The organism is Nitrososphaerales archaeon (assembly GCA_032906765.1).
In the GTDB taxonomy this organism is placed as follows: domain Archaea; phylum Thermoproteota; class Nitrososphaeria; order Nitrososphaerales; family Gagatemarchaeaceae; genus DASPPF01.
Map to the genome: position 1 here is coordinate 251,095 of JAJTZB010000001.1, position 11,522 is coordinate 262,616.

General features: G+C 59.5%; 13 protein-coding genes. 5 read left to right on the forward strand and 8 right to left on the reverse strand.

What is annotated here, in order from left to right; genetic code table 11:
- The first annotated feature begins 169 nt into the window (after positions 1-169).
- Positions 170-1,033 (forward strand): XdhC family protein, encoded by an 864-nt coding sequence (locus LYZ69_01300; protein ID MDV3277087.1) that lies wholly within the window; start codon positions 170-172, stop codon positions 1,031-1,033.
- Positions 1,034-1,038: 5 nt separating this feature from the next.
- Here LYZ69_01300 and LYZ69_01305 read toward each other — a convergent pair whose 3' ends face one another.
- The 3 genes from LYZ69_01305 to moaA are packed head-to-tail and all read right to left on the reverse strand — an operon-like array spanning position 1,039 to position 2,745.
- Positions 1,039-1,473, reverse strand: a complete 435-nt coding sequence (locus LYZ69_01305; protein ID MDV3277088.1) for a molybdenum cofactor biosynthesis protein MoaE — start codon at positions 1,471-1,473, stop codon at positions 1,039-1,041.
- A gap of 1 nt (position 1,474) precedes the next feature.
- The gene (locus LYZ69_01310; GenBank protein ID MDV3277089.1) at positions 1,475-1,723 is read right to left on the reverse strand and encodes a MoaD/ThiS family protein; all 249 of its coding nucleotides are present in this window, start codon (positions 1,721-1,723) and stop codon (positions 1,475-1,477) included.
- 5 nt (positions 1,724-1,728) lie between these two features.
- A complete protein-coding gene (gene moaA, locus LYZ69_01315) occupies positions 1,729-2,745 on the reverse strand; it encodes a GTP 3',8-cyclase MoaA (GenBank protein ID MDV3277090.1) in 1,017 nt (338 codons plus the stop codon).
- 84 nt (positions 2,746-2,829) lie between these two features.
- Between moaA and moaC the strand changes: the two genes are divergently transcribed.
- From moaC to LYZ69_01330, 3 genes are read left to right on the forward strand one after another with little or no spacing between them, the layout of a single operon-like run.
- Positions 2,830-3,291: a cyclic pyranopterin monophosphate synthase MoaC gene (moaC, locus tag LYZ69_01320; protein ID MDV3277091.1), complete on the forward strand. Its 462-nt coding sequence runs from the start codon at positions 2,830-2,832 to the stop codon at positions 3,289-3,291.
- Positions 3,269-3,790, forward strand: a complete 522-nt coding sequence (locus tag LYZ69_01325; protein MDV3277092.1) for a MogA/MoaB family molybdenum cofactor biosynthesis protein — start codon at positions 3,269-3,271, stop codon at positions 3,788-3,790. Before moaC ends, LYZ69_01325 begins: the two co-directional genes overlap by 23 nt.
- A 37-nt stretch (positions 3,791-3,827) precedes the next feature.
- Positions 3,828-4,943, forward strand: a complete 1,116-nt coding sequence (locus LYZ69_01330) for a YncE family protein (GenBank protein MDV3277093.1) — start codon at positions 3,828-3,830, stop codon at positions 4,941-4,943.
- On the opposite strand, the gene LYZ69_01335 is transcribed toward LYZ69_01330, so the two are convergent.
- Both LYZ69_01335 and LYZ69_01340 read right to left on the reverse strand, forming a co-directional pair.
- On the reverse strand, positions 4,882-5,352 hold the full coding sequence (locus LYZ69_01335; protein MDV3277094.1) for a PaaI family thioesterase: 471 nt from the start codon (positions 5,350-5,352) through the stop codon (positions 4,882-4,884). The two genes, LYZ69_01330 and LYZ69_01335, sit on opposite strands and share 62 nt — an antisense overlap.
- Positions 5,349-7,175: a PDZ domain-containing protein gene (locus tag LYZ69_01340; protein ID MDV3277095.1), complete on the reverse strand. Its 1,827-nt coding sequence runs from the start codon at positions 7,173-7,175 to the stop codon at positions 5,349-5,351. Before LYZ69_01340 ends, LYZ69_01335 begins: the two co-directional genes overlap by 4 nt.
- 156 nt (positions 7,176-7,331) lie before the next feature.
- Here LYZ69_01340 and LYZ69_01345 point away from each other — a divergent pair, with 156 nt between their 5' ends.
- Complete coding sequence (locus LYZ69_01345) at positions 7,332-8,468, forward strand: tyrosine-type recombinase/integrase (GenBank protein ID MDV3277096.1); 1,137 nt, start codon at positions 7,332-7,334, stop codon at positions 8,466-8,468.
- Here the strand turns inward: LYZ69_01345 and LYZ69_01350 are convergent, their stop codons facing one another.
- The 3 genes from LYZ69_01350 to LYZ69_01360 are packed head-to-tail and all read right to left on the reverse strand — an operon-like array spanning position 8,469 to position 11,519.
- Positions 8,469-10,034 (reverse strand): type IV secretory system conjugative DNA transfer family protein, encoded by a 1,566-nt coding sequence (locus tag LYZ69_01350; protein ID MDV3277097.1) that lies wholly within the window; start codon positions 10,032-10,034, stop codon positions 8,469-8,471.
- Positions 10,035-10,053: 19 nt separating this feature from the next.
- On the reverse strand, positions 10,054-11,052 hold the full coding sequence (locus LYZ69_01355; protein ID MDV3277098.1) for a hypothetical protein: 999 nt from the start codon (positions 11,050-11,052) through the stop codon (positions 10,054-10,056).
- 23 nt (positions 11,053-11,075) lie between these two features.
- Positions 11,076-11,519 carry a hypothetical protein gene (locus LYZ69_01360; protein ID MDV3277099.1) on the reverse strand — a complete coding sequence of 148 codons (444 nt, stop codon included), beginning with the start codon at positions 11,517-11,519 and terminating at the stop codon, positions 11,076-11,078.
- Positions 11,520-11,522 lie beyond the last annotated feature (3 nt).

Below are 11,522 nucleotides of genomic sequence, written 5' to 3' on the forward strand. Positions count from 1 at the left end.
GGTCATTCCTTGAATCCTGCCCGCTGCAACGAGTGTCCTGCTTGCCAGTCGCTTCGCAGATGAAACGGGTGCCATGTCCCTCTGACGCTTTGGAGCCGAGAGGACAGGTAACGGTCGGCGGGTTCCCAGCTAAGAATAAATAGAGTGGAACCGCCAATCCGGATGAAGCATGAAGCAAGCGGAATTCGCGAGGATAATGGGAACCCTGGTTAATCGTAGGGAGCCATTCGCCGTGGCCACTGTGGTGAAGACCGAAGGGTCTTCATTGGGAAGGCCCGGCTTCAAGGTGATGATATCGAGGGACGGGGAGGTTCTATACGGATCGCTGGGAGGGGTGTGCCCGGAATCGGCGATAGTCGCGACAGCCAAGCAGACCATGTTGACGGGTCAGGCGAGGACTGTGAAGGTCTTCCTAGAGGATGTCGAGAAAGCAGTGGAGGGTGTGGTCAAGAGCCACAGCGATGATGAAATACACGTGGAGACGAACTGCGGCGGCACAATGGACATCTACGTCGAACCATATCTCCCGCAGCAGAGGCTCGTCTTGGTCGGGCAGGGCGGCAAAGACGACGTCGAGGACGCTCTCGTCAAGATGGGCAAGATCCTGGACTTCGAGGTCATAGTCATAGACCACAGCCCGGTTCTGTCAGAGGAACCAGACGAGCTAATCAAGGATGCGACTTTCGACATTTCCAAGTTCAAGTTCTACGAAAGCGACTCTGTGGTGGTCCTGACAAAGGGGGCGAGGGACGTCGAGACCCTGGCGGCGCTGTCCAAGTTCAAGCTGCGCTACGTCGGCATCATGGCGAGCAGGCAAAGGGCGCAGGACGACCTGAACGAGCTGCGCAGGACGGGGGTTGACGAGAGATACGTTGGCTCCATTCGCGTGCCAATCGGTGTCGACATGGGTTCAGTCACGCCCTCCGAGATTGCGCTGAGCATACTGTCCGAGGTGGTTGCCACGAAGTATGGGAAACTCCTCCCGACCAAGAGCCTGGGCGGCGAAAAGCCGATGACCGTCAAGCGCGACTAGCCCAGCTAAGCCTCGATTGGCCTACCTTCGACCCAGCGGTTCCTTCTCCCGATCCTCTCCCTCTTCCAGATGGGGAGGGTCGTCTTGATTCGGTCTATCGCGTAACGACAGGCCTCGAAGGCCTCGGCCCTATGCTCCGATGAAACAGCCACAACGACGCTCACGTCGCCTACCCTGAGCCTCCCCTGCCTGTGGACCACTCTCACGTTCTTCACGGGCCACTTCTTCATCACCTCGGCCTCTATCTCCTTCATCCTCTTCTCCGCCATCTTAGTGTAGGCCTGGTACTCCAGAAGGCTCACCCGTCCAGCGTCGCTCATGCTCCTTATCGAACCCACGAATAACACCGTTCCACCGGCGGCGTCGTCCATCACTTCCTCGAGGACCCTGAGGGGGAGGATGCGCTTGCTGGTGATTTTCTCTCGAGTCGCCTTTGCCATACTAACCACCGGCGACCGGCGGGAGGACGCCTACCTCGTCGCCGTCCCCGACTGCAGCGTCGGAATCGACAAGCTCATGATTGACAGAGAGCCGGATCGAACTCTTCATCGGCATGAGAGCAGGATGCGCGCTCACTATCCGCTCAAGCAGGGCGCCCGCAGTGGGGTTGCCTTCGAAGCTGAGCTCCTCGTTCTTCCTGCCCACCAAGTCCCTTGCGCTCGCGAAGTACAGGACGGTCGCCCTGGCCATGCCATTCACCCACCTATCGCGTTCATGTTCCGCGGTTTCGCCCATCCGTCCTTAATCCAAGGCATGTGACCTATCCCTTCTGGCTTCTTCTTTACTGAATCGCGAATGAAGGAGGAGATCGCCGCGTCTGAGCCCCCGCCCCTGAGCATCGGCTTCAGGTCGTAGTACTCAGTGTCGAAGAGGCAAGAGAGGAGCTTGCCGTCCGAGGTGAGCCGGAGCCTGTCGCAGTCGTCGCAGAACGGTTCGCTTATCGGTGTTATCAGGCCGAGCTCCCCGCCTCCGTCGCCAAAGGACCAAAGGGAGGCCGTCTTCCCTGTATCCCTGCCGAGTGGCGACAGGCCATAGGTGTCATCCAGCATCGACAGAATCTCCCGGCCAGACATGACTGCGTCAGGTCTCCAGATGCCGAGACCGTCCAGGGGCATGAACTCGATGAACCTGATCGAGAGCCCCCTCGAATGCGCGAGCTCCACCAAGTCGACAATTTCGTCTTCGTTGTACCCCCTTATAGCGACGCTGTTGATCTTGACAGGGTTGAGCCCAACCTTGATCGCTTCCTCGATTCCTTCGAGTACCCTCGGAAGTGCGTCCACCCCAGAGAGCCTGCTGAACCTCTCTCGTTTGAGGCTGTGAAGGCTGACTGTCACCCCCCGCAGCCCGGCGCTCTTGAGCGCCCTCGCCTTCTGCTTCAGGAACCAGCCGTTCGTTGTCATGTCGAGCGTATCGATTCCCTCCACCAAAGAGAGCTTACGCACGAGCGTGTCTAGGTTTGGCCTCAGCAGGGGCTCGCCTCCTGTGATCCTGACGTTCTCGATTCCCTGCATAGTCATGATGCGGGCGACCCTCTCTATCTCCTCGAAGCTCAGCTGGTCATCTTTCGCGAGCCACCTGACATTGGCCTTGTCTGGCATGCAGAAGAGGCACGCGAAGTTGCACCTGTCTGTGACGGATATCCTGAGCTTCTTCGCCACCCGTCCCATGCCGTCCAGCAGCGGGCCTGCGATGGCAGTCTCTGAGGTCAAACAGAGGTGAGGGCTGGTCGCGGCTCAAAAACTTTCCCTGACCGTCGGGAGAACCTATATGGAGCTCGTGGAAGACTCGGACCCATGTCGTTCAGACAGGTGGACATTTCTCGGAAGCCCATCTCGTATCGCATGGCGACTGCGTCTGGGCGTATCAAGCTGAGACGAACAACCGTCGAACGAATCAGGAGGGGGAAGGTCGAAAAGGGCGACCCTCTCTCGCTGGCGAGGCTCGCGGGCGTACTGGCGGCCAAGCAGACGCCAGCCTTTGTGGTACTGTGCCATCAGCTCAGGCTGGACTCGACCGAGGTTGAGGCGAAGCTCCTCGATGATGGAGTGGAGGTGACAGCAAGCGTTGCAGCCCATGAGCGGACGGGCGTCGAGATGGAGGCGCTTGCCGCGGTGAGCGTGGCGCTGCTCAACATCTGGGACGTAGTGAAACAGTACGAGAAGGATTCGAAGGGTCAGTATCCTTCGACTAGGATAGAGAAGATCAGCGTCACTAGGAAGGTGAAGCGGCCAGTTGAAGCCTCACGAGAAGCATAGGGCAAGTGCCCCGAGGGACGTATCTGCCGTGCTTGTGACAGTCAGCACAAGCAGGCATGGGGCGAAGACTCGTGGAGAGAGATGGACCGACGAATCTGGCGACCGGGCAACGAAGGAAATGACGAGACTAGGGTACAGGGTATCGAGGAGAGGTCTCTTGTCCGATGACGAGTCGATGATCGTGAAGGAGGTCAAGAAGTTCCTCCGGGGAGAAGATGACGTGCTCGTCTTTATGGGCGGGACGGGCATTTCAAGCAGAGACGTCACGATAGAGGCTGTCAGGCCGTTTCTCGAGAAGGAGCTGGAGGGTTTCGGCGAACTACTGAGAGGAGTCAGCTACAGGAGGGTTGGCGGGGCAGCGATGCTCACGCGCGCCACAGCCGGAGTCGCGAGGGGCAAGCTGATTCTCTGCCTCCCAGGATCGCCGGATGCGGCCAAGGTGGCGTTGCGAACGTTCGGCAAGGAGATTCCGCACGCACTTTTCGTCTCACGCAGCTGAGGCATGGGCGGGTTCAGGAAGCAGAGGGAAGTCCCGAGTGAAGCTCGTCGTTGCCTTGGCCGTTCTCCTGCTCTTGGCTGTGCCATCCGCCCATGCCCAGTCGGGAATAGTGAACGTGGACTACGGCCGTTCGTGGCCTCTCTCCTTGGCTGTCGATTCCGCGAGGGGAGTGGTCTACGTCGACGGCGAGTCGGGAATCTATCCCCCGATCGGCTTCTCGTTCGGAATCATCAACGCAAGCACAGATGCGCTCGAGCGGGTGCTTCCACTTCCAAGTACACCGGGCGAGATGGCTCTGGACGGTTCGACAGGAACGGTCTACGTCGCGGGTGACAGGTCTGTCAGCGTATTCGACTGGAAAACACAGTCCTTCGACAGGACGATCCAACTGAAACTCCCAGTCTTCGACATGGTCTTCGACAATGTGACAGGTGACATCATATTCACGAGCGGAAATGCAGTCTATCAGCTCGACCCAACGACGGGCAGTGTTTTGGGGAACGCGACTGTTGGGAATGCAGCAGAAGGGATAGCTATCGACGAAACGAAAGGCAAGATCTATGTCGCGAACTACCTTTCTGGATCCATCTCAGTGCTAGGCTCCGCCGACCTCTCCATAATCAAGACGATTCAACTGCCCGAGCCTGCGTATCCCTCTGCACTTGTTCTCAACAGACTCGGCAACGAACTCTTCGCCTCCACCGATGAGAACTCTGTCGTCGTCATCGACACGTCCACCGAGAGCATCGTAAGGAGCATCGTCCTGGGACAGACGGGAGTAAACGGAACCTCGGTCCTCGCAATCGATGAAAGAAGCAACGACCTTTTCGTCGCGACCAACCCCGGCGACACGATTGTAGAGGTCGACGCATACAGCGGGGGGGTATTCGCAAGGTACACAGTCGCGTCCACCGTCTATGAAATGACGGTCGATCAGGCGACTCGGAAGCTCTATGTGACGAACTATCATCAGGTGTCTGTAATCAGCCCGCAGTACGGGCGCGTCACGGGGTCCACACCAATCCTGGCTGCACTGATTGTCGCTGTTGTTGCTGTCGTGGCACTCGCAGGCGCGCTCTATTTCAGGAGGGTCACCGCCAGCGGTGGAATGCGGGGTGGTCTTCCCTCACAGCCACGAACACCCCTCTCATAGTGGCAGTCTTCTCGCCGTCCACATCTAGCTGGCCCTCGACGTATACCTTGCTTCCATCGATCCTGGACGCCTTGGCACTAAAGTGCCATAGCTTGTCCAGGGGAGTCGGCTTCAGGAACTTGACAGTGTATTCGGAGGTGACAGTACCTGGCGGGCTCGATAGGTGACGAGACTTCATCAGGAAATACGCAGCCGTCCAGTTCCCGTGGCAGTCGAGGAGCACGGAGATGATCCCGCCGCTAGCGAAGTCCGAGAATGCCGCGTGATGGGGCTCGGGCCGCCAGTCTGCGACGAGTTTGTCCCCCGCCGGTCTGCTCTTGATGTGCAGGCCCTTCGGGTTCTTCGGCCCACACCCGAAGCAGATGCTGTTCGGGGCATACCTGTCCTGCAGACTCGAGGGTTGCCTCAAATGTAGTCGAAGACCTTTCGCCGGAGGGGGTATTCAGGGTGGTCGGTGTACTTCAACTCGCCCTCCCAAGGTTCGAGGAGCCACTTGGAGTAGAGCTCCCGCTGCGCCACTGTCGAGCCTTCGAGCTTCTTGGCCCTGTATTCGAACACGGGATACGAGCCGAGGAGGCATTTCACCTCCCGGATGATGCCTTTCCTCGCCAGAGTCAGGGTGATGGATGCGTCGGGTTTCGAGGTGGAGATGAAGTAGGGCAGCGTCGTGACATCGAGCCTCATCCCATTCGCGCCCAGTATCTCGTCGCCTGCGGACAACCCCGCAGCTTCCGCAGGGCTGCCGAAGAGTCTCGTTGAGACGATTGTCTTGCCCGAATCAGACTTTACCTTCACGCCCAGGAATCCTTTCTCAGGCATCGGGTCCTTCACCTTTGGGGCCAGCTCCAGCCCCGCGTATGCGAAGTACTTGCCGAAGTTGACCCGCGACGTGCCTCGCACCCGCTCTTCGAAGATCTCCGAGAGGTCGTGCCCGGCTACTTCGCTGCAGGCACGCTCAAACTCTGCGTCTGTGTACGCTCTGCCCTGCTTGTAGGTCTCGCGGTATACTTTCCGCATGACGTCGTCCAGAGTGCGCGAGCTACCAGTCAGCCCTCTGATTTCCATGTCTATCGCCCAGCCTATGACAGCTCCCTGCGAATAGTAGGAGCTGACGACGTTGGGGGAGTTCTCGTCTGGACGGTAGAACTTTATCCAGGTGTCGAAGCTCGCCTCCTCGGCGCTTTCATTCAGCGGTCCAGGTAGGCTGGACAGGGCGCTGATGTCCGAACAAAGTTCGTCCAGGTACTCCTCGGCGGAGAACAACTTGGCCCTCCGAAGGATGAGGTTGTCGTAGTAGCTTGTTATCCCTTCTGCGATCCACAGGGACTTCGTGAAGGTCTCGGACCTGTAGTCGAACGGACCCAAACCCGTGGGCCTCATTCTCTTCACGTTCCATGCATGGAAGAATTCGTGGCTGAAGAGCGAGAGGGATTTCCTGTACTCCTCCTCAGGCTGGAGCCTCAGCCTCGGGAGCATGCAGTGGGTGCTGTTCAAGTGCTCTAACCCCCCTGAAATGTCGTCTGAGAAGTCCAAAATGAAGACGTACCTCCTGTAGGGTATCTCTCCGAACACAGGGACTGTGTGCTCGACAATCTTCTTGACGTCGGAGACAAGCTTTCCGTGAAGAGCGCTGTCAAGGGCAGAAATCGAGACCTCGTGCCTGACAGAGCCAACATCGAACTGGTACGTGTCTTGGTTTCCAATCTCGATAGGAGAGTCCACGAGCGTGTCAAAGTCTGGAACGGCGTAGTCCCTTCTCCCACCGTCCCCCACAGAGACCTGCTCGAGCCCTGTGGTGATTGTCGCCCAGCCTTCGCAGGGGGCCACTGTGAGGAGTATGAGCTCCTTCTCCATCCCGTCGAGATACATGAAGACGCTCGCGCCGTTGACGATACCGTGAATGTCGTCAAGGTAGCTGGTGTCGACAGTGAATTCGTGCGCATAGACTCTGTAGCTCACCTCAACGCCACGCGTGCCAGCTGATTCTACGACCCAGGCGTACTTCGAGTCCTTGTGGGACGCCAGCTCTTTCCCTGTGCCAATTTCTTTTGCCTCAAAATCAATGACGTTGCGCGAGAACTCCCTGACGAGGTAGGAGCCGGGGGTCCAGACGGGCATCACGAACCTGAGGTCCTTCCCTTCACCGGCCTTCACCTCTATCCTGACCTCGAAGTAGTGGGTGTTGGGCCTCGGCATAGAGACAATGTAGTGCAAACGCGGGACCCGTGGCATTGGTTCGCACGAGGTGGGCCGCAGCCTACTTACACTTTCCGCGGGGCGACATGCTGTCGAGTGGAAACATGAATTGGAATGCGCCGGGAAAGGGAGCTCGACCTTCGCGTTAAATTCCCTCCCGAAGGGTATAGAGCCAGATAGGGGCCTGAAACCGTGAGCGAGCTAGAGCAGGAGGGGTACCAGGAGCAGAACCTGCGGCTGATAGACCAGTTCATCGAGGACCTGCCACCCATGTCCGTCAAGAGGCAGGAGAAGCACAGGATCATACTCCGCAACGTATCGAAGTGGTGGCTGAAGAAGCCCTTCGACGACGTCACCAGGCAGGACCTCAAGCAGATCATCGTCGGAATCGACAGCGCCGTCGTGAAGAACCGGATGACGGGCCAGACCAAGCCGTTCGAGGACTGGACGAAGGTCGACTACAAGCGCTGCACGAAGCGCTTCATGCGGTGGCACCGAGACGCCGACTTCGTGAAGGATTTTCCGGTCGGCTCGGCAGAGGAGACGGTGGGGCCGGACGACATACTCACCGACGAGGAGCTCTGGAAGATCTTCGGGGTCTGCCAGAACCTCCGCGACCGCGCCATGAGCTACACCATGTACGAGGTTGGGCCCAGGCCGGCGGAGTTCCTCAAGCTGAGGAAGAACGACGTGATGTTCGACGACTACGGCGCGATAGTGTACCTGCGCAAGACCAAGACCGTGTCGCGGCCGGTCCGCGTGATCAACGCCGCTCCGCTGTTGGCGAACTGGATAGAGAACCACCCCGTGCCCGAGAGGGACGCGCCTCTCTGGATCGACCAGTCGCGCAACACCAGGAACACGGCGATTAAGTGGACGGGCCTGATCAAGATAGTCAAGCGGTGGCGGGAGAGTGCGAAGATAGAGAAGACGGTGACGCCGTACGTGTTCAGGCACACGCGGGCGACGCACCTGGCGAAGATAATGACGGAGGCGCAGCTCTGCCTGGTCTTCGGCTGGAAGATAGGCTCGAAGATGCCGCGGATGTACATTCACTTGAGCGGCAAGGACGTCGACGAGACGCTGCTGAAGGCCTACGGGCTGAGGAAGGAGCAGCAGGAAGAGGTCAAGGCACCCAAGAGATGCGTCAGGTGCGGGACGCTCTGCGAGGCAGACGCGGAGACGTGCCGCAGGTGCGGGATGGCGCTGACGCTGACGGCGGCCATGAAGAAGGACGAGGAGATGGCCAGGCTGAACGAGAAGCTCGAGAGGCTCGAAAGAGCGGTCGCCGAGAGGTTCGAGAAGGACCAGGCTGCAGCTGGTAGCTGACTACGGGGAGTAGAATGCCTCTAGGAGGTCGATGTCCACGAAGAGCTGGCCTATCCCCGCCCTCTTCGTCACATATCCCCCCTCGTACAGCTTGTCCAACCCGAACTGCAGGATTTTCTTGTCCCAGCCGTACCTGTCCTCGAAGATCCTGCTCAGCGCCCTGAAACCCATCTCGCCGTGGCAGTGGAGGTAGGCAAGGGGGACCCAGCGCGCGGGCTCCCCGAGCCAGCAGTCCCCGCGCTCCTTCAGGGCCTGGTCGAACTCCTTCTTGTAGAGGAGCTCGGTCTCCCCTGTGGCTCCGCCGTACTTCGCCTCCATGTCCACCTTCATGAAGTCGAGCGCCTCGGCGTACCCGCACAGGGGGTCAGGAAGCTTCGGGAACTCGACCCTGAATGGCGGCTCCCGCGGCCTACCGCCCACGGGCCTCTTCCTGACCACGGCCGAATAGTCCTCCAGGCCGGGGATGAGCTCGGCTACATCGTCCGCCCTCTCTGGGTACAGGATCTTGGCGAGCCGCCTCGCGTCGTCGGGGCTCGACCTGAATGCCAGGACCGGGCCCACGTTGGCGTCCACCGAGGCCATCAGGTCGTCGGGGATGTCGGAGAGGGTCTGGGCCACCATCCAGAGGTAGAGCTCGTACTTCCTCGACTGGGAGAGGATGGTTCGAAGGATGCGGAGCTGCGCGATGTCCCTGAACTCGTCGGCCGCGAATATCACGGGTGTGCGCGCCGAGGGCTCCTTCCCCGACTTCTCGAGCCTGGTGGCCCGCTTCACGCTCGCGAAGTAGAGCTTCATCACCACGGCCGAAGCGAAGATCCTCCTAAACTCGCTCGGCAGGTTCGGGGGCATCCTGAAGATGGTGAGGGTCCCGGGCTCCATGAGCTTCTCCAAGTCGATGGTGGACTTGCGGTTGCAGAATGTGCGGAACGTCACCGAGCTCTGCGGCAGGACGAAGTTGGATATCCTGTTGAGGACTGGCATGTAGGCATCCTGCGGGAGCTTGGAGATGGCCTCCATCGTCCCCCGGATTATGTCCTTCTGGACCTCCTTCCGGTTGAGAAGGTCCTCGACCTCCCTGGCGCTCCTCTTTGTGAAGTCCAGGGTGATGTTGTAGATCTCCCAGAGGGTGGGGTCGGGGGTGAACCTGTAGTCGTAGTACTGGACCCCCTTGAAGACCCACATGAGGCGGGGCGCGTTGGTGGAGTCTGTGTTGAAGACGTCGGAGAGGAGGATGGAGAACTCGTCCACCTGGTTGTGGGTGAACTCGGGCTTCTCTGATTCTTCGAGCCCATCGGGGAGGGAGAGTAGGTTGAAGCCGAAGGTCACGTACTGCGGGTCGAACAGGTTGACCCTTGTCCACTCGGACTTCGGGATGGAGCGCAGCAGGTCGATGGACGCGTCCCCCGCCGGGTCGAAGAAGAAGAGAGCCGGCCGCGGCTTCCCCTCCTCTTTCTTCTTGAAGAGAAGGTTGAGCATGTGCAGGACTGCGTTGGTCTTGCCGCTACCAGTCCCGCCCACCACGAGCGTGTGGAAGAGCATGTCGCCGCTGTCGAGGGTCTGGCCCAATTCGTTTCAGCGATTGGAGTCAGGCTCGGCCCTTAACGGGGGCAGCTTCCAGGCCGACGATTCCAGGTAGTTCCGTGAGGAAGGCCGGGTTCGGCTCGATGCTCTGCGCCCCCAGCTCGCCGTACACTGACTTCAGGACGGCCAGGTACTCGTTCAGGCCAGGTACCGAGCCTGATGAGATCAAGACGTCCGTCTTGCCAGACGTGAAGACAACTTCCAGGCTCCTCACCGCCGGCGAAGCGAGGAGGGACAGCCTCTCCGCGTCCTTCTCCTTCAGCGGTTCCTTGATCAGCGGGACTCTGGTCAGCCTCAGGACCTTCGAAACCCCCCTGCCTTCCGGCTCTCCGGCCCCTTCGACGTCTCCACCCGGGACCACCGGCGAGTACTGGCTGAAGGCGACCGACTTCATAGAGCTGGCCTCCTTGACGATTGGCAGATGGACGAAGTAGGGAAGTTCGTCCTTAGTGATCAGGAACGAAGGGGGCTCGAGACGGGAGCGGGTGTAGCTCATGAAGTATGGCGAGACATCCTCGACCATCCTCCTCTCGACGAGATCCACTAGCATCCACGGGTTCCTGTAGACGAAGGTCCCGAGCCTGTCGAGCTCGTCGTGGCAGTCCTTGAAGGGCAGGGACGAAATATCCCCTGGGTCTCCTACCCACATCCCCTGTATTGCAAGCAGGACTTGCGGCGAGTTTACTATGGCATCGATTCTCTTGATTCTCTCTGCGGACTTCTTGAACCAGTCCCGGTGGAGCTCGGGCCTGTCGTACTCGCTGTCGTCGATGATGCTCGTCTTGGGTGTCTTGATGTGCACGGCCGCGAGGTTGATGTCGTTCTTCAGGGCCACCAGCGAAGGGGAATAGTTGGCGCGCCGGAAGAGGAGCTGGACCCAGGCGAACCTCGGCGAGGCTGCTTCGATTGAGTGAATCAGCTCCCCGACGAACCTCTGCGGCTCCGGATAGCGGGGCGACGACATCACGTTCGCGTTGATCAATGACACGTTGAAGAATCGCACGCGGCTCGAGTTTGTATCTTTGATTATCGCTCACGCCTCCGGCGTTTCATGAGGTGCCTGACTCTCGTGCCCAGGCGAGGATAAGCAAGCATGTCTCTGTATGGTCCGGCGGGCAACGGTCCAATCCTGCTGACCAGTTCGAGGAACAATGACAAAGCGAAGGCCGCTTGCAGGATGACGAGGTAGTACCAGCCCGAAGTGACGTGAGTGAACGGAAGACTCGCGGCGACTCCGGCAAAAGCGAGAACCGCCAGGAGGGGCCTGCTTCTCCACGGTCGTCTGGCAGGGCGAGGTGCGTCAGGACTGATTAGGCCAAGGTACCTGCAGACGGCCCACCACGCGGCCAGGCCGCTGCGGTCATCGAATGGCTTCGCAACCCGGCCGAGGTCATGCCTGTAGGCCACAGTGTACATGGCGGCGAGCCACGGAAGAGGGGTGTAGACGAATACCCAAGAGAGGTAATCCATCGA